The 17,184-nt window shown below is 62.5% G+C and carries 17 protein-coding genes and 2 pseudogenes; 11 read left to right on the top strand and 8 right to left on the bottom strand.

Annotated features, from left to right (window positions below):
• Positions 1–164 precede the first annotated feature (164 nt).
• Both pcaG and pcaH read right to left on the bottom strand, forming a co-directional pair.
• Positions 165–770 carry a protocatechuate 3,4-dioxygenase subunit alpha gene (gene pcaG, locus OIU19_RS08620; RefSeq protein ID WP_264234676.1) on the bottom strand — a complete coding sequence of 202 codons (606 nt, stop codon included), beginning with the start codon at positions 768–770 and terminating at the stop codon, positions 165–167.
• An 11-nt stretch (positions 771–781) separates the two neighbouring features.
• Positions 782–1,501: a protocatechuate 3,4-dioxygenase subunit beta gene (gene pcaH, locus OIU19_RS08615; protein ID WP_264234675.1), complete on the bottom strand. Its 720-nt coding sequence runs from the start codon at positions 1,499–1,501 to the stop codon at positions 782–784.
• A 197-nt stretch (positions 1,502–1,698) separates the two neighbouring features.
• On the opposite strand from pcaH, the gene OIU19_RS08610 reads away from it, so the two are divergent.
• From OIU19_RS08610 to OIU19_RS08600, 3 genes and pseudogenes are all read left to right on the top strand, one after another.
• Complete coding sequence (locus OIU19_RS08610) at positions 1,699–2,589, top strand: neutral zinc metallopeptidase (protein WP_264234674.1); 891 nt, start codon at positions 1,699–1,701, stop codon at positions 2,587–2,589.
• 203 nt (positions 2,590–2,792) lie between these two features.
• Positions 2,793–3,857: pseudogene (locus OIU19_RS08605) on the top strand (methyl-accepting chemotaxis protein); the annotation flags it as partial.
• Complete coding sequence (locus tag OIU19_RS08600) at positions 3,849–4,712, top strand: methyl-accepting chemotaxis protein (RefSeq protein WP_372353301.1); 864 nt, start codon at positions 3,849–3,851, stop codon at positions 4,710–4,712. The pseudogene OIU19_RS08605 and the gene OIU19_RS08600, both read left to right, overlap by 9 nt.
• 99 nt (positions 4,713–4,811) lie before the next feature.
• Here the strand turns inward: OIU19_RS08600 and ggt are convergent, their stop codons facing one another.
• The 3 genes from ggt to OIU19_RS08585 form a co-directional block, all read right to left on the bottom strand.
• Complete coding sequence (ggt, locus tag OIU19_RS08595) at positions 4,812–6,479, bottom strand: gamma-glutamyltransferase (RefSeq protein ID WP_264234672.1); 1,668 nt, start codon at positions 6,477–6,479, stop codon at positions 4,812–4,814.
• Positions 6,480–6,607: 128 nt separating this feature from the next.
• Positions 6,608–7,510 carry a LysR family transcriptional regulator gene (locus OIU19_RS08590; RefSeq protein ID WP_264234671.1) on the bottom strand — a complete coding sequence of 301 codons (903 nt, stop codon included), beginning with the start codon at positions 7,508–7,510 and terminating at the stop codon, positions 6,608–6,610.
• Positions 7,511–7,610: 100 nt separating this feature from the next.
• Positions 7,611–8,201 carry an NAD(P)H-dependent oxidoreductase gene (locus tag OIU19_RS08585; RefSeq protein ID WP_264234670.1) on the bottom strand — a complete coding sequence of 197 codons (591 nt, stop codon included), beginning with the start codon at positions 8,199–8,201 and terminating at the stop codon, positions 7,611–7,613.
• Between the two features lie 179 nt (positions 8,202–8,380).
• Here OIU19_RS08585 and OIU19_RS08580 point away from each other — a divergent pair, with 179 nt between their 5' ends.
• A complete protein-coding gene (locus OIU19_RS08580; RefSeq protein WP_264234669.1) occupies positions 8,381–8,695 on the top strand; it encodes a putative quinol monooxygenase in 315 nt (104 codons plus the stop codon).
• Here the strand turns inward: OIU19_RS08580 and OIU19_RS08575 are convergent.
• Positions 8,685–9,449, bottom strand: a complete 765-nt coding sequence (locus OIU19_RS08575; protein WP_264234668.1) for a sulfite exporter TauE/SafE family protein — start codon at positions 9,447–9,449, stop codon at positions 8,685–8,687. The genes OIU19_RS08580 and OIU19_RS08575 overlap by 11 nt on opposite strands.
• Positions 9,450–9,526: 77 nt before the next feature.
• Here OIU19_RS08575 and OIU19_RS08570 point away from each other — a divergent pair, with 77 nt between their 5' ends.
• Positions 9,527–10,411 carry a LysR substrate-binding domain-containing protein gene (locus OIU19_RS08570; RefSeq protein WP_264234667.1) on the top strand — a complete coding sequence of 295 codons (885 nt, stop codon included), beginning with the start codon at positions 9,527–9,529 and terminating at the stop codon, positions 10,409–10,411.
• Positions 10,412–10,433: 22 nt separating this feature from the next.
• On the opposite strand, the gene OIU19_RS08565 is transcribed toward OIU19_RS08570, so the two are convergent.
• Both OIU19_RS08565 and OIU19_RS08560 read right to left on the bottom strand, forming a co-directional pair.
• Positions 10,434–10,841 carry a type II toxin-antitoxin system HicB family antitoxin gene (locus tag OIU19_RS08565; RefSeq protein ID WP_186554277.1) on the bottom strand — a complete coding sequence of 136 codons (408 nt, stop codon included), beginning with the start codon at positions 10,839–10,841 and terminating at the stop codon, positions 10,434–10,436.
• 46 nt (positions 10,842–10,887) lie between these two features.
• Positions 10,888–11,071 (bottom strand): annotated as a pseudogene (locus tag OIU19_RS08560) (type II toxin-antitoxin system HicA family toxin).
• Between the two features lie 224 nt (positions 11,072–11,295).
• On the opposite strand from OIU19_RS08560, the gene OIU19_RS08555 reads away from it, so the two are divergent.
• Genes OIU19_RS08555 through OIU19_RS08530 form a run of 6 tightly spaced genes read left to right on the top strand, consistent with a single transcriptional unit; the run spans position 11,296 to position 17,119 of the window.
• Entirely contained in the window at positions 11,296–11,901 is a 606-nt protein-coding gene (locus OIU19_RS08555; RefSeq protein WP_264234666.1) for a CDP-alcohol phosphatidyltransferase family protein, read from the top strand.
• A gap of 43 nt (positions 11,902–11,944) precedes the next feature.
• The gene (locus OIU19_RS08550; RefSeq protein ID WP_264234665.1) at positions 11,945–13,699 is read left to right on the top strand and encodes a bifunctional alpha/beta hydrolase/class I SAM-dependent methyltransferase; all 1,755 of its coding nucleotides are present in this window, start codon (positions 11,945–11,947) and stop codon (positions 13,697–13,699) included.
• Complete coding sequence (locus OIU19_RS08545; protein ID WP_264234664.1) at positions 13,699–15,123, top strand: dual specificity protein phosphatase family protein; 1,425 nt, start codon at positions 13,699–13,701, stop codon at positions 15,121–15,123. Before OIU19_RS08550 ends, OIU19_RS08545 begins: the two co-directional genes overlap by 1 nt.
• Entirely contained in the window at positions 15,120–15,551 is a 432-nt protein-coding gene (locus OIU19_RS08540; protein WP_264234663.1) for a hypothetical protein, read from the top strand. The genes OIU19_RS08545 and OIU19_RS08540 overlap by 4 nt, the downstream gene beginning before the upstream one ends.
• A 10-nt stretch (positions 15,552–15,561) precedes the next feature.
• Positions 15,562–16,185 (top strand): lysophospholipid acyltransferase family protein, encoded by a 624-nt coding sequence (locus OIU19_RS08535; protein WP_264234662.1) that lies wholly within the window; start codon positions 15,562–15,564, stop codon positions 16,183–16,185.
• A 1-nt stretch (position 16,186) separates the two neighbouring features.
• Entirely contained in the window at positions 16,187–17,119 is a 933-nt protein-coding gene (locus tag OIU19_RS08530; RefSeq protein ID WP_186554284.1) for a phosphatidate cytidylyltransferase, read from the top strand.
• Positions 17,120–17,184: the final 65 nt, after the last annotated feature.

Here is a 17,184-nt window from a genome sequence, read left to right as displayed (position 1 = left end):
CGAGGCCGCAATGGCCTCGCCGCGAACGCAGCAAAAACCCCGTCAAGCCAGCCTCTACTGGTTCGCGCCGTCATCGAGGACGGCGCGCTACCGGTAGGCGCTGGCTTGACGGGGCGCCGAACCGCTGCGCTAACAGCGCAGCGGCCCCTCTAAGCCAATGCGGATCAAAAATCGAAGAACACCGTCTCCCCTTCCCCCTGAATACGGATATCGAAGCGATACGCCGTCTTGCCATCAACCTCGCAGCGCTTGGCAATCAACGTCTCACGCCGCTGCGGCTGTTCGATCAGATTCAGCACCGGGCACTTGGCGTTAGCCTCGCCTTCGTCATCGAAATACAGCCGCGTATGCAACTGGATGTTGATCCCCCGGGCAAACAGACTGATGTTGATGTGCGGCGCCATCGGCACACCTGCGGCGTTGTTGACTACGCCCGGCTTGACCGTGTGCAGGGTCCAGTCGCCCGAATCGAAGGTGGTGGCGGTTCGACCAAAGCTGTTGAAGGGGTTTTCCAGGTTGTACTCGTCCTGATACTGACCCTCGGCATCGGCCTGCCAGATCTCCAGGAACGAATCACGCACCAGATGGCCGTTGCCGTCATACACCTGGCCGATCAACAGGATGTGCTCGCCCGGCGCTTCAGGGCGGGCCAGGCGGTTCCAGATTTCCTCTGGGCGGATCGGGTTACCGGCCGCTTCCAGGGCCAGGCCGATGTGCACGTAGGGGCCGGCGGTCTGCGAGGGCGTTTCCGGCAGCAGTTCGATTGGCATGTCGGCGCTCCTCAGCGGTTTTCGAAGTGGGTCTGGCGCTGACCGCGCAGGACGATATCAAAGCGGTAGGCCAGGCAATCCATCGGGTTGGCGTTGCTCATGTCGAGCTTGGCGATCAGCTGCTGCACCGCTGCCGGGTTGGCGATGGATTTGACGATCGGGCACATCGGGATCAGCGGGTCACCTTCGAAATACAGCTGGGTGATCAGCTTGGTCGAAATCGACGGGCCACTAACCGAAAAGTGAATGTGCGCCGGGCGCCAGTCATTCGGGCCGTTGCGCCATGGATACGGGCCGGGCTTGATGGTGCGGAAGCTGTAGTAGCCGTCGCTGTCGGTCAGGGTGCGACCAACGCCACCGAAGTTGGGGTCCAGCGGGGCCAGATAGCGATCGTTCTTGTGCCGATAGCGACCGCCAGCGTTGGCCTGCCACATTTCCACCAGGGTGTTGGGCACAGGCTTGCCATACTGGTCGATGACCCGGCCGGCAACGATGATGCGTTCGCCAATTGGCAGGCCACCGTTGTCGAAGTTCAGCAACAGGTCGTTGTCGTGTTGACCAAAGCGCAGATGAGAGAAGTCGGGACCGGTGGTCTCGCTGATCGACTGCGGGATGCTCACCAGCGCCTGGCGCGGGGAGCGGGCAATCGAGGTCTTGTAGTCAGGCGTTAAGGCTTTCGGGTGCCAGTTGCGATCACGGATCACGAAGCGGCTGGTGTCCTGGGCGGGCATGCCGTTTTCCTCTTATTGGACTTATGCGAGCGCCTGTGCGTGGCAGGCGGACTTGCAGTTTCCGACAGGTCGCGGGGGATGAATATTGAATTCAACGGCCCATAACATAACCATTTGGTTATGACTGCAGCTTTAGCTGTCAGAGCGCCCTGCCCTGAACTAATCTTTAACCTCATGTTTCAAGCTGGAGCACACTCATGGAATGGCGAAAAGGCCGGCGTAGCGACAACGTAGTCGATGCCCGCGGCGAAGGCGGTGGCGGCGGTATGCGCTTTGGCGGCGGTAAAGGGCTTGGCCTCGGCGCCATCTTGCTGATCGTCGGTATCGGCTGGCTGACTGGACAAGACCCGTTGCAGATCCTCGGCCAGATCGCCGGACAGATGGACCAACAGCAAACCCAGACCGCCCCGGCTGGTGTGGAAGGCAAGGCGCCGCCGGCCAATGACGAGCAGGCCGAGTTCGTCGCCTCGATCCTGGGCGACACCGAAGACACCTGGAAGGCGCTGTTTGCCCAGGCTGGCAAGCAGTACCGTGATCCCAAGCTGGTGCTGTTCAGCGGCCAGGTCAATTCTGCCTGCGGCTTCGCCTCGTCGGCAGTCGGGCCGTTCTACTGCCCAGGCGATCAGCGGGTATACCTGGACATGAGCTTCTTTCGCGAGATGGAAAGCCGCTTTGCCGCAGCCGGTGATTTTGCCCAGGCCTATGTGATTGCCCATGAGATCGGCCACCACGTGCAGACCCTGCTGGGCGTCTCTTCGCAGGTACAAGCCGCGCGCCAGCGCGGACAGAAAATGGAGGGTGACAATGGCTTGCTGGTCCGCCAGGAGCTGCAAGCTGACTGCCTGGCGGGGGTGTGGGCCTACCAGGCGCAGAAACGCTTGAACTGGCTCGAGCCTGGTGACATCGAAGAAGCGCTGAACGCCGCCAATGCCATTGGCGATGACCGCCTGCAACAGCAGGGCCAAGGCCGGGTGGTGCCGGACTCCTTCACCCATGGCACCTCGGCGCAGCGTGTGCGCTGGTTCAAGACCGGTTTTGCCAATGGCGATGTGAACCGCTGCGATACCTTTACCGCGCGTAGCCTCTAACCCCTGCCTACCGCTTCGCGGGAAAACCCGCGAAGTTGCCTATGAAAACGCAAACGTTTTCATAGGGTTACAATTCTGCAGAAAAAGCGTTTCAGCTCCAGCCAATCTTGCCGATAACTCCTGCACGAATCAGCGGGCACTCAGGAAGAATAACGCCCAGCGATTCAGATCAAGTGAGCGAAATCATTTTCTGGAGAGCGTGCATGAACAGCTGGTTTGCCAACATCAGCGTCAACCTCAAACTCGGACTGGGCTTTGGCCTGGTCTTGCTGCTGACCGGCCTCTTGGCCCTGACGGGCTGGAACAGCCTGGGCAGCCTGATCGACCGCAGTAACTGGATGGGCGACATCGGTCAGCTCAATAAAGACCTGACCGACCTGCGCGTGGCGCGCCTGCAATACATGATCGCCAACGGCGACGATACCGCTGCGGCCAACACCCAGGCCAAGCTGGATGCCTTCAGCGCCCAGCAGCAGCGCCTGGCGACTACCTTCAAGAGCCCCGAGAACGTCAAGCTGCTCAATGAGCTGGGCGCGATCATCAGCGACTACAAGACCTCGCTGAGCAAGATGCGGGCTGGCTACAAGACCACCTTGGCCAACCGCGAGAACATGAACAAGGCGGCAAGCAAAGCCGATGAAATCCTTGAAAGCATCAGCCGTGACGTGCTCGCCCAAGGTGAAAACGACAGCGTGCGCTTTGCCCAGTACCAGGTCATCAGCAAGACCCGCCAGCAACTGGCCCAGGTGCGCGTAGACGTGCGCGGCTACATTGCCGACAGCGATGCCGCCAGCGAACAGGCTGCCCTGCGTCAGCTCGATGCGGCCCTGGTGGAAGTCGACAACCTCAAGCGCCAGCTGCCTAACGAAAGCACCCGCGTGCAACAGTTCGAAGACAGTGTGCAGGCCTACCGGACCGCTGTGCGCGAGTACCGCGACGCTGTCGCCGCGATCGCCGTGGCGCGTGCCGAAATGACTGTACAGGGGGCCGACATCGTCAAGCGTAGCGACGCGCTGTACAAGATCCAGATCGAGCGTCGCGACATCGAAAGCGCCCAAGCCCGCAGCATGCAGATCATCGCCACCTTGCTGGCACTGCTGGTGGGTGTCTTGGCAGCAGTCATCATTACCCGGCAGATCACTCGCCCTCTGCGCGAGACCATGGCAGCCGTGGAGCGCATCGCCGGTGGCGACCTGACCCACGACCTGCGCGTCACCCGCCGTGACGAGCTGGGCGTGCTGCAACAGAGCATCGGCCGCATGGGCACCACGCTGCGCGAGCTGATCGGTGGTATTCGCGATGGCGTTACCCAGATTGCCAGCGCCGCTGAAGAGCTGTCGGCGGTGACCGAGCAGACCAGCGCCGGCGCCAACAGCCAGAAAGTCGAAACCGACCAGGTAGCGACCGCCATGCATGAAATGGCCGCGACCGTGCAGGAAGTGGCACGCAACGCCGAGCAAGCCTCGCACGCCGCCACCGGTGCCGACGACGAAGCGCGCGCGGGCGATCGGGTGGTGGGCGAAGCCATCAGCCAGATCGAACGCCTGGCCGAAGAAGTGCACCGCTCCACCGAAGCGATGAACCTGCTGCAGCAGGAAAGCCAGAAGATCGGCAGCGTCATGGACGTGATCAAGTCGGTCGCCGAACAGACCAACCTGCTCGCCCTCAACGCGGCCATCGAGGCAGCACGCGCGGGTGAGGCGGGTCGTGGTTTTGCCGTGGTCGCCGACGAAGTGCGCGGCCTGGCGCAGCGCACCCAGAAGTCTACCGAAGAGATCGAGGAGCTGGTCGCCAGCCTGCAGAACGGCACCCAGCAGGTGGCCAATGCCATGCTCGGCAGCCGCAACCTGACTGAAAGCAGTGTCGAGTTGGCGCGCAAAGCCGGTGGTTCGTTGGAGAACATCACCCGCACGGTGTCGAACATCCAGTCGATGAACCAACAGATCGCCGCCGCTGCCGAGCAGCAGAGCGCCGTGGCTGAAGAGATCAGCCGCAGCATTCTCAACGTGCGCGATGTGTCGGAACAGACCGCTTCGGCCAGTGATGAGACCGCGGCCTCCAGCGTTGAGCTGGCGCGTCTGGGCGGTCACTTGCAGATGCTGGTCAGCCAGTTCCGCGTCTGACGTCGAACGCATCGCGGGACAAGCCCGCACCTACAGGGTTCGAGTAACCCTGTAGGTGCGGGCTTGTCCCGCGATTGCGTCAGCCCTGCCTAAAGGGCTCTATTTGACCACTCGACCCTCGCCGCGCCCACGCGGATCCGAAGCGGTCTCGATCTTCTCGCCCGTCACCCGGATCGCCTGGATATCGCCCATTTCCCAGCCCTGATCCTCCAGCACATAGCCCATCTTCTTCAGCTCTTGCGCCACCGCACCGGTGAGCGGCGCGTAGCTGTCGAAGTAGATGGTGTCCTTGGGCAGCAACTGGTGATGCACGCGCTGCGCGGCCACGGCCTTGTCCAGCGGCATGTTGTAGTCATACAGGTTGTTCATCACCTGGAAGATCGAGGTAAAGATCCGCGATCCCCCCGGGGTGCCGATCACCAGGGTGACCTTGCCGTCGCGCGTCACCAGGCTTGGGCTCATCGACGACAGCATGCGTTTGCCCGGAGCGATCGCGTTGGCATCGCCGCCGACCACGCCAAAGGCATTGGCCGCACCCGGCTTGGCGCTGAAGTCGTCCATCTCGTCATTGAGCAGGAAGCCTGCGCCCTTGACCACTACACCGCTGCCGTAGTCGAGGTTGAGGGTGTAGGTGTTGCTCACCGCGTTGCCCTGTTTATCGACGATCGAGAAGTGGGTGGTCTGGTGCGGCTCCAGCCCTGGACGCACCTTGTCGGTCGCGGATATGGCAGTGGGGTTGACCTGTTCGGCGCGCTTGGCCAGGTAGTCCTTGGCGATCAGCTTGTCCACTGGCACCTTGGTAAAAGCCGGATCGCCCAGGTAGTCGGCGCGGTCGGCGAAGACGCGCTTCTCGATCTCGGCCAGCAAGTGGATGTAGCGCGCCGAGTTCTGCTCCACGCCCTTGAAATCGGCGGCGCGGTTTTCCTTGATCCCCAGCAGCTGGGCCAGGGCTACGCCGCCGGAGCTTGGCGGCGGTGCGGTATAGACCACATTACCACGCCAGTCGATGGCCATTGGATCGCGCCACAGCGCCTTGTAGTCCTTCAGGTCGTCCTTGGTGATCAGGCCCTTGTCTGCCTGCATCTGCGCCACCAGCAGGTCGGCGGTCTTGCCTTGATAGAACTCGCTGACGCCCTTGTCGGCGATGCGTTCGAGGGTCTGCGCCAGTTCTGGCTGCTTGAACAGCTCGCCGACCTTCATGTTGCCGAAGTAGTCATTGAAGTTGGTCGCGGTCTTGAACATGCCCTGGGCATCGTCGCGGTACTGGTACTGCTTCTGGGCGATCTTGAAGCCGTTTTGGGCATAACCGATGGCGGGGGTGAGCAGTTCGCTCCACTTGAGCTTGCCGAACTTCTGATGCGCTTCCCACAGGCCCATCACCGTGCCGGGCACGCCAGCTGCGCGGGCGCCGACCAGGCTGAGGTTTTCGATCACCTCGCCCTTGTCGTCCAGGTACATGTTGCGTGTGGCCGCCTTGGGCGCCACTTCGCGGTAGTCGAGGAAGTACGGCTTACCATCGACGAACAGGGTCATGAAGCCACCGCCGCCGATGTTGCCGGCCTCGGGGTAGGTCACCGCCAGGGTGAAGGCCGTGGCTACCGCGGCATCCACGGCATTACCGCCTTTTTTCAGGATATCGGCGGCCACCTGTGCGCCATATTGATCGGGGGCAGCCACCGCGCCGCCTTCCAGGGTGACGGCGAAGGCCGACGAACAGCTTAGGATCGCGGCCCCGAGGGCCATGGACTGGAACATGACAAGACGCATGTGCGCTTCCTTGGTGTTGTTTTTGTTGATCAGTCATTAAGGCCGAAGCGTTTCGACTAAGCAAACAACCCAGGAGCATTACGACGCCAATCAGCCAAAACTGTCGCGTTCAGAACACTGCTTTTCCATCACGGGGAGCAGGCGTACCCCGCCAGCTTGTGCTGGATGAAGTCGAGGAAGCACTGAATGCGCAGCGCCAGCTGGGTGTTGCGGTAGTACACCGCGTGGATCGGCTGGCGATAGCCGTTGTTGGCCTCGCCCAGCAGCACCTGCAAGCGCCCGGCGCGGATGTCTTCATGGGTCATGAAGTGCGACAGGCTGACGATGCCCTCGCCTGATAGCGCCAGCTGGCGCAGGGTCTCGCCACTGGAGGCGATCAGGCTGGGGCGGATCGTCCAGCGATCGCCTTCGGCATGGCGCAGCGGCCATTGATTGAGCACCTCAGGCTGGCTGAAGCCAAGCAGGCAATGCTGGTGCAGATCCTCGACCTTGAGCGGCGTGCCATGGCGCTCGAGGTACGCCGGGCTTGCCAGGATCTGCATCGGGCTGCAGCCGAGCGAGCGTGCATGCAGGCTGGAGTCGGCCAGCTCGCCAATGCGAATGGCCACGTCGGTGCTTTGCTCCAGCAGGTCGATGATCAAATCGTCGGTATTCAACTCAAGCTCGATACCGGGGTACTGCTGACGGAACTCGCCGATCCACGGCACGATGGCATGCAGCATGAACGGTGCTGCGGCATTGATGCGTAGCCGGCCCGAGGGGGTTTGCCGGTTCATCGACAGGCGCTCTTCCATCTCGTCCATCTGTTCGAGGATGGTCCGCGCGCGTTCGAGGAAGAAACGGCCCTCTTCGGTCAGGTCCATGCGCCGGGTGGTGCGGTTGACCAAGGTGGTGCCAAGTTTGCCTTCCAGGCGCGACAGGGTGCGGCTGACCGCCGACGGGGTCTGGCCCATCTGCTCGGCGGCGGCGGAGATCGAACCACAATCGATGACGGTGACGAATACCTGGAGTTCTTCTGAACGGGTTTTCACTTGGCGGCCTGCACTTGAATGACGCGATGATAGATAGCCGGTTGAGCCTCCTCCTGCAAGCGATCTGAAGGCCCGTGCAGCCCCCTCAGCAATCAGCGCATCAGTTGGCCTTGGCGAACACCTTGGCCAGATGCGCCTCGTAGGCTGCCATGGTCGCCGGCACATCGGGACGTTTCATCACATCCACTGCCAGGAAGGTCGGCAGGCCGGTCATGCCGAGGAACTGGTTGGCCTTGTGGAACGGGAAGTACACCGCATCCACGCCCTTGCCTTCGAAGAAGTCGCTCGGATCGTCAAAAGCCTGCTGCGGGGCGTTCCAGGTGACCGAAAGCATGTACTGCTTGCCGTGGATCAGACCACCACTGCCGTACTTTTGCGAAGCATCGGAACGGGTGCGACCATCGCTGGCGTACAGGCTGCCGTGACCTGCGGTGAACACCTCATCGATGTACTGCTTGACGGTAAACGGCGCGCCCATCCACCAGCCTGGCATCTGATAGATCACCACATCGGCCCACAGGTACTTCTCGACTTCTTCCTGGATGTCGTAGCCGCCATCGATGAAGGTCTGCTTGACGTCGTAACCGGCGCGGTCCAGGTGGGCCAGCGCCAGGTCATGCAGGGTTTCGTTCAGGCGGCCATCGGAATGGGCAAAGCGTTTACCGCCATTGAGCAGGAGAATCTTTTTCATGGTGGGCCTCTAACTGTGTCTGGCTCGATCCGGGGACCGAATGGGATGACGGCAGATTAGGGGCTCGCGAGCGGGGGAAACAGCAGGGACGGAGCAAAATACATTTGCCTGCAATTCACGAATGGCATTTTGATTGTTGCTTTAAAATCGGCGTACCACTTCCTTCAGAGGCCCAACCCATGAGTGAGCAGTACGCCTTTATCCTTAAAGCCAAGACCCGCCCAGAGATGGCCGAAGCCTTCGAACAATTGTTCCGTGGCTATGTCGAACCGAGCCGCCAGGAGCCTGGCTGCATCGAGTACCACATGCTGCGTGACCAGCAAGACCCGAGCTTGTTCGTGTTCTTCGAGGTATGGGCCGACAAGGCTGCGCTGGATGTGCACTCGGCGCTGCCGCACATGCAGCAGTTCTTCGCCCAGCGCATGGACTACCTGGAACGCGACTTCGATATCCAAATGATCGAAATGCTCAGCCCGTCGTCGGCTAGCCGTTAACCAGCAGATGCCCGCCCAGCACTGACAGGCCAATGAAAAAACAGCGCCTGAATAGCTGGGCGCTGATCCGCTGGCGCAGCCACTGGCCAGCGAACATACCCAGCAAGGCGGGCGCCAGCATCACCAGCGAAGCGCCCAACGCCTGCCCACCCAGGGCATCCTGACCGCTCAGGCCAACTGCCAGGGCGAGGGTCGAGACGCTGAACGACAGGCCCAGGGCCTGGATCATTTCTTCTCGCGACAAGCCCAGGCCTTGCAGATACGGCACTGCGGGCATGACGAAGACACCGGTGGCGGCCGTCAGCACACCGGTCAGCAGCCCACACAGTGGCCCCAGCCAGCGCTGCCGTGGCGCTGCGATGCGAAAGCCCGGCCCAACCAGGCCATACAGCGCATACACCAGCAACGCCCCACCCAAGGCATGCGCCGCCCACGGCCCACTGTTTATGCCCAACCAGGCACTACCCAGCAGCGTGCCCAACACGATCATCAGCAGCATGCCCGCCAGCCGCCGTGATAGCGCCCGCAGGTGCCCGCCGGTTGTCAACTGCCAGAGATTGGTCAGGGTCGACGGCACAATCAACAGCGCCGCAGCCTGCGCCGGTGGCATAGCCAGACCCAGCAGGCCCATGGCGACCGTTGGCAAGCCAAGGCCGATCACGCCCTTCACCATACCAGCCAGCAGAAAAGTCACCAGCACCAACAGCGACAGTGCCGGGCCTATGTCGGTGTAGAACGTGAGTAATTTATCCATGGGCTGATACTGACGCCTCGGCCAATACCTGAGAATCTGCCATATACTCAGCCAGGCTCTTGCCAGGACAGAGGCACATGCATTTCGATCTGACTGACCTCAAGCTGTTCCAGCACACCTTGGAGTGCGGCAATATCACCGCTGGCGCGCAGCGCAGCCACCTGTCGCTGCCTGCGGCGAGCGCGCGCATTCGAGCGATGGAGGCGTCGCTCGGTATCGCCCTGCTCGAGCGCAACCGCCGTGGCGTGCAACCGACCCCAGCGGGCCAGGCCTTGTTCCAGCATGCGCGGCTGATCGCCCAGCAGGTCGAGCGCCTGCAATACGACCTGGCGCTATACGCTCAAGGCCAGCAAGGCCAGGTGCGCCTGCTGTGCAATACCGCAGCGCTCACCGAGTACCTGCCCGAACTGCTTGCCGCCTACCTGGCGGACTACCCCGCTGTCAGTGTCGATGTCCAGGAGCTGCCTAGCCTGCGCATCGTCCAGGCGATCACTCAGGGTATGGCCGAGCTGGGTATCGTCTCCACCGCCGCGCCCTGCGCGCATCTGCAAACCCGCCCTTTTCGCGATGACCCGCTGGTGTTGATCATGCCGCTCGGGCATCCCCTGGCCGAGCAGCACGCTCCCCGCTTCAGCGACAGCCTCGCCCACGGCCATGTGGCCCTTGGCAGCCAAAGCGCGTTGGCCTTGCACCTGGAGGAGCAGGCCCTGCGTCAGGGCCTGCGCATGCAGGTACGCGTCCGCGCGGAGGGCTTCGACGGGGTCATTCGAATGGTCGCTGGGGGCGCGGGGGTGAGCGTGGTACCGCTGGCTTCGGTGCGCCGCTGGGAGGCCGTATTGCCACTTAGCTGGGTGGCGCTAGGCGAAGATTGGGCCAATCGCCGGTTGCAGCTGTGCGCGCGAGATTTCGCTGCCTTACCGGGGTTTGCCACAAAGCTGGTTGAACGCCTGGTGAAGCGGTAAGCAGCGTTGCAATCGTTGCAAATCAATGGGCCAGTGCCAGCTCGCGCAATGCGGCCGAAGCCAAAAAGCCAGACCGTGAAGCATAGCGATGATCACGTTTTACTTTCTCATCAATACGCTGCAAGAGGTTTTCCGGCAACGTGGCGTTAAACCGTACAGCCCTACCGAGATACGGTGTGACATCGAAATCCACTACCGCCCACACCCCGCCGGCATAATCTGGATTTGCGACATGTACATCGATTTCCTGCGCTTGCGGTAATGCCTCCCCATCGGCCACCAGCCCTTCAAAATGCAGTGCGAGGGCCTCCTGAACATTCTCCAGCGCTTGTGCAACGCTCGCACCCGCTGAAAAACAGCCAGGTACATCGGGCACGATCACACCGTAGTCCGACTCAACGTCTTTGTGCATCACAACCGGAAATTTCATTGCGCCTCTCCGTAAATTTTCGAGCCTGCAGACCTTGGACCTGCCCCTACTTCAAACCTGCTTGTTTCAAGATGCTGTGCACTGTGCCTTTGGGTAGCTCACTTTTAGGATGGGGAACCGTAACCCTGCCTCGCTTCACGGGGTGTCTGAATTGATGATGACTGCCCTTCACCTCGACCTGATTACCACCCGTGCGCCTCAATAAGTTCGATCACATCCCTACTGCGCATTGATTCTTCCTTGGGCAGTTAGTGTGTATGGTACACACCTAAATTAACAAGAACAAAGCGCAGTACACACCATGCATACTCAAGACGACGAGCGGCGGGCTCGGCATTACCCATAGCTCTATACCTCAGGGCTTGTAAGAAAAATCAAACTTGCTGTTAATAGGCCGATTTCTCACAATCCCTACTGCTGCGTCTTCGATGAGCACCCCGAAAAGGAATTTCAAGTGCCCTCCATCTATCAACTTAAACCGCGCTTTCAGGCCTTGCTGCGCCCTTCGGTCCAGCGCCTGTACGAGCGCGGCGTCACAGCCAACCAGGTCACCGTCAGTGCTGCACTGGTCTCAGTGTTGCTGGGCGTGCTGTTGGCCTGGCTCGCCCACGTCACCTGGTTATTCGTCCTGATTCCGCTATGGATGCTGCTGCGCATGGCACTGAACGCCGTGGACGGCATGCTCGCCCGTGAGTTCGGCCAGCAATCCAAGCTCGGCGCCTACCTCAACGAGCTCAGCGACGTGATCGCCGATGCCGCCCTGTACCTGCCCTTCGCGCTGTTGGCTGGCGTGTCGCCAACCCTGGTGGTGCTGGTGGTGATCAGCGCGCTGATCTGCGAATACGCCGGGGTGATGGGGCCGCTGGCCGGCGCTTCGCGGCGCTATGACGGGCCGATGGGCAAGAGCGATCGGGCGTTTGCCTTCGGCGTTTTGGGGGCTGGGGTGGCCTTCGGCCTGCTCAGCCCGACCTGGATCAACGGCCTGCTGCTGGTCATTGCGCTGCTGTCGCTCTATACCCTCTACAACCGGGTATGTCGCGGGTTGGCTGAAGCCCGCTGAGCCCCCTCGCTGCCCTCATTGCTGCCGGACAAGGATTTTCGCCATGCGCCAAGCGCAATCGCTGCACTTCACTACCCATGACGGCGTCGAGCTGCATTACCGTTACTGGCCCGCCACCCGTAACGAGCATCAGCCACGACGCGCCGTGGTGATGTTCCATCGCGGCCACGAACACGGTGGGCGCCTGGCCCACCTGGTCGATGAGCTGGACATGCCGGGCTACGACTTCTTCGCCTGGGACGCCCGTGGCCACGGCCAGTCGCCTGGGGCGCGTGGCGACAGCCCGGGCTTTGCCTGCAGCGTGCGCGACGTGCAGACCTTCATCGAGCATATTCACGCCAGCCACGGCATCGAAGAGCAAGACATGGTGGTGCTGGCGCAGAGTGTCGGGGCAGTCCTGATCGCCACCTGGGCCCACGACTACGCACCCAAGGTCCGCTGCCTGGTGCTCGCCTCGCCAGCGTTCAAGGTCAAGCTCTACGTGCCCTTCGCCCGGCCTGGCCTGAAACTGCTGAAAGCGCTGCGCGGCAACTTCTTCGTCAACAGCTACGTCAAGCCACGCCTGCTCACCCACGACCCGCAGCGAGTCGCCTCGTATGTGGCCGACCCACTGATCAGCCGGCCGATCTCAGTGACCATGCTGCTGGGTCTCTATGAGGCGGCCGACCGCGTGGTGGCCGACGCCCAGGCGATCCAACTACCGACCCAGCTGCTGGTCTCCGGCGCTGATCTGGTGGTTGAGCGCAAGCCTCAAGAGCTGTTCTTCCAACGCCTGGGCAGCGCGCGTAAAGAGCTGCATGTGCTGCCCGGCTTTTTCCATGACACCCTCGGCGAGCGGGATCGCGCCCATGCCCTGGCGCGGATCAGCCGCTTCGTCGGGCACTGCTTTGCCTCGCCAGTGGCGGCGCCCTCGTTGCTCGATGCCGACAAGACTGGCGCCAGCTGCGCCGAAGCCGAAAGCCTGGCGGCGCCATTGCCGCGCAACTCGCCTCGCGATCTGTACTGGCGCGCTACCCGCGCTGGCCTGCGTCTGGGCAAGGGCTTGTCCGAAGGGGTGAAGCTGGGCTTCGACACCGGCTTCGACTCCGGCAGCACGCTTGATTACGTCTACCGCAACCAAGCCACCGGCAAGGGCAAGCTGGGCGAGCTGATCGACCGTAACTACCTCGATGCCATCGGCTGGCGTGGCATTCGCCAACGCAAGCTGCATGTCGAAGAGCTGCTGCGCCAAGCCATTGGCCTCCTGCATGAACAGGGTAAGCCGGTGAACATCGTCGACATCGCCGCCGGCCACGGTCGCTACATCCTCGAAGCCCTGCAGGAGCTGGAGCAACTGCCAGACTCGATCCTGCTGCGCGACTACAGCGAGCTGAATGTCGAGCAAGGCACAGCATTGATCGCCGAAAAAGGCCTCGGCGAGATTGCTCGTTTTGTCCAGGGCGATGCCTTCGACCGCCAGAGCCTGGCGGCGCTCGACCCTCGCCCGACGTTGGCGGTGGTGTCCGGGCTGTATGAGCTGTTCGCCAGCAACCAGCTAGTTGGCAACTCCCTGTCAGGCCTGGCCGATGCGGTCGAGCCGGGCGGATATCTGGTCTACACCGGGCAACCCTGGCACCCGCAACTGGAGATGATCGCCCGCGCCCTGACCAGCCACCGTGGCGGCCAGGCCTGGGTGATGCGTCGACGCAGCCAGGCGGAGATGGACCAATTGGTGGCGGCGGCAGGCTTTCGCAAGATCACCCAGCGCATCGATGAGTGGGGCATCTTCAGTGTCAGCCTGGCGCAGCGGGTCAATTGATGAGTCGCGAGCCCGGGCTGATTCGTCGTGGCGTGTTGTGGCTATTGCTGCTCGCCCCGTTTTTCTTCCTCAGCTATGGCCTGGCCAACACCTACACCGCAACCCGAGACGATGTCGGCAGCCTGGTGTTCGCCTGGGAAACGCTGATGCCATTGTGGCCGTGGACGATCATTCCCTATTGGTCGATCGACCTGCTTTACGGGCTGTCGTTTTTGTTGCCGCGCAGTCGCCGCGAAATGGACCGGCATGCCCTGGCGCTGCTAACCGCGCAGTTGATCTGCGTCGCAAGTTTCCTGCTCTGGCCGCTGCGTTTCACCTTCGAGCGGCCGGAGTTGGGCGGCCTGTTTGGCTGGCTGTTCGATGTGTTGATGGGCTTCGACAAACCTTTCAACCAAGCGCCCTCGTTGCACATCGCGCTGCTGGTGATCATCTGGACGATGTTCGCCCGGCATGTACGCAATCCAATCGGGCGCATCGTGCTGCATGGCTGGATGGGGCTGATCGGGGTATCGGTGCTGACTACCTGGCAGCACCACTTCATCGACTTACCCACAGGGGCATTGGTTGGTTTTCTATGCGTCTGGTTGTGGCCCGGCGAGGGCAGATTACCGCTGCTGCAGGCCCGCCTTGCAGGTGATCGCAAACGCTGGCGGCTGGCCTTGCGCTATGCCCTGGGCGCGGCGCTGTGCGCTTGGCCAGGGTTGACGATGGGCGGTGCTTGGCTGTGGTTGCTGTGGCCGGCCGTATCGCTGTTGCTGGTGGCCTTGAACTACGCGCTGCTGGGGGCTGGCGGATTTCAGAAAGGCGCCGATGGGCGGCTGTCGGTAGCAGCGGGTTGGTTGCTGGCGCCCTATCTGTTGGGGGCGTGGCTCAACTCCAGGTTGTGGACACGGCGCCATCCGCAGGCCGATGAGGTGTGTGATGGGGTTTACCTGGGGCGCATTCCGGGGCGGGGGGAGGCCAATGGGTTCGTGGCGATTGTGGATCTGTGTGCAGAGCTACCCTGCAGAGCTGTAGTTGCCTGTGCCGGCCCCTTCGCGGGCAAGCCCGCTCCTACAGTGGCCGCCGCATCCACCGAGACCTCTGTGGGAGCGGGCTTGCCCGCGAAGGGACCGGCACAGGCAACAACGACCTCTCAGCCGAGCTACAAAAGCTTGCCTACCCTGGATTTGGTCATCCCCGACGCCGCCCTCCTGCGCCAGGCCGCCCAGACCATCGAACAGCTCCATGACCAGGGCCCCGTACTGGTCTGCTGCGCCTTGGGCTATTCACGCAGCGCCAGCACCGTGGCCGCCTGGTTACTGCACAGCGGCCGCTGCGCGGATATCAGCGAGGCTGAAGCACTAATCCGCCAGGCCCGTCCAGGCGTGGTGTTGCCCCCCGGCCATCGCTTGGCGTTGCAACAGCTAGGAGCCCAAGCATGAACCTGCATCTGGTCGCCACCCTGCTCGCCCGGGGCCGGCAATTGGAGCGCGTCTCTGACGGCATCAGCCTGCTGGCCTTGGCCTATGCCCTGGCGCCGCTGCTGGGGCTGGCGTTGCCGGCACTGGCCAGTGCGCTGTGCATCCTGCTGGTTTGCCTGGGCCTGCTGCATAAGTACTGGGCGATCCGTGTGGCACTGGACGCCGAGCTATTCGCCCACCTCGCCAACAGCACCGACCTGACGACGGCCACCCAACAACTCGACCGCGCCCTGTTCGACCTCAACTTGAAAGCTAACGCCAGCGACCCGCGCGACTGGCCCAGTCGCAGCCAGGCCGCGCTCGCCCTGTTGCGCCGTCAGGCGCTATGCCTGGGCCTGCAGGTCGCGCTGGTACTGACTACCCTGCTGACACTCCCCTTTATCGGATAAGAACCGTGCCATGCTCGCCGCCCTGACTGCCTTTGCCATCACCTCCGCCGCCCGCCTGATCACCGGCGCCCGTGCCCTGTGGCTGGGTTGCACACCACAACCGGTGCAACGCCTGTACTTTGCCAACCACAGCAGCCATGGCGACTTCGTCCTGCTGTGGGCTTCGCTGCCCGCCCCTTTGCGCCAGCGAACCCGGCCAGTGGCTGGCGCCGACTACTGGGCCAAGCCTGGGCTGCGCGATTTCGTCATTCGCAAGGTGTTCAATGGCGTGCTGATCGATCGCCAGCAGAGCGAGCCGCACGACAATCCCTTGCAGCCGGTGCTGGACGCCCTGGCCGCCGGTGATTCGCTGATCTTTTTCCCCGAGGGCACGCGCAACCTCAGTGATGAGCCGCTGCTGCCGTTCAAAAGCGGCCTGTTCCACCTCGCCGCCGGCAATCCCAGCATCGAACTGGTGCCAGTGTGGATCGCCAATCTCAACCGGGTCATGCCCAAGGGCCGCGCCCTGCCGCTGCCACTGTTGTGCACCCTGAGCTTTGGCGAGCCATTGCACCTGGACGCCGCTGAAGGCAAGCACGCATTTCTCGAGCGGGCCCGCCAGGCTCTGCTGAACCTGGCCCCCAAGGAAGCCTGAGATGGACCACAACACCTATGCCCTGTTCGCCGGTATCGGCGCGCTGCTGCTGCTCGCCAGCGTCATCGGCCGCCTGCTCAAGTGGCGCGCAGGCCCGGCGCCGCACGCAGTCATCGACAACCTCAACGCGCGGATCAACGCCTGGTGGGTGATGGTGCTGGTGATCGGCATCGCCTTCCTGTTCGGCAAGTACGGCGTCATCGTGCTGTTCTACTGCGTGTCGTTCTATGCCCTGCGCGAGTTCATGACCCTGACCCCAACTCGACGCGGCGACTACCCGGCCTTGGTGGCGGCGTTCTACGTGGCACTGCCGGTGCAGTACCTGCTGATCGCGATGGACTGGTATGGGCTGTTCAGCATTTTCATTCCGGTCTATCTGTTCCTGTTCCTGCCGATCCTGGCCAGCTTCGGCGGCGATACCACGCGCTTTCTCGAGCGCGCCTCGAAGGTGCAGTGGGGGCTGATGATCGCGGTCTACTGCCTGTCCTCGGTGCCTGCGCTGTTGACCCTGGACATCCCTGGTTTCGAAGGCCGCAACCTGCTGCTGATCGCCTGGCTGATCCTGGTGGTGCAGATCAGCGACGTGCTGCAGTACGTGTGCGGCAAATTGTTCGGCAAGCGCAAGGTGGCGCCCAACCTGTCGCCGTCCAAGACCCTTGAAGGCCTGCTCGGCGGCGTGGCCCTGGCCACCCTGGTCGGCGCAGCGCTGTGCTGGATCACCCCGTTCAGCTTCTGGCAGGCGGCGCTGATGGCACTGACGGTCAATGCCATGGGCTTCTTCGGCGGCCTGGTGATGTCGGCGATCAAGCGTGATCGCGGAGTGAAAGACTGGGGCCACATGATCGAAGGCCATGGCGGCATGCTCGACCGGATGGATTCGGTGTGCTTCGCAGCGCCGGTGTTCTTTCACTTCGTGCGCTACTGGTGGGCCTGATCAGCCAGGCATAGCGCGACCAGGCAGGTGGACGTCGAGCCCAGGCAACTGGGCCGAGGTCGATA

The sequence above is a fragment of the Pseudomonas sp. BT-42-2 genome (assembly GCF_025847435.2).
Lineage (GTDB): Bacteria > Pseudomonadota > Gammaproteobacteria > Pseudomonadales > Pseudomonadaceae > Aquipseudomonas > Aquipseudomonas urmiensis.
This window is presented reverse-complemented; position numbering and strand designations above follow the sequence as displayed.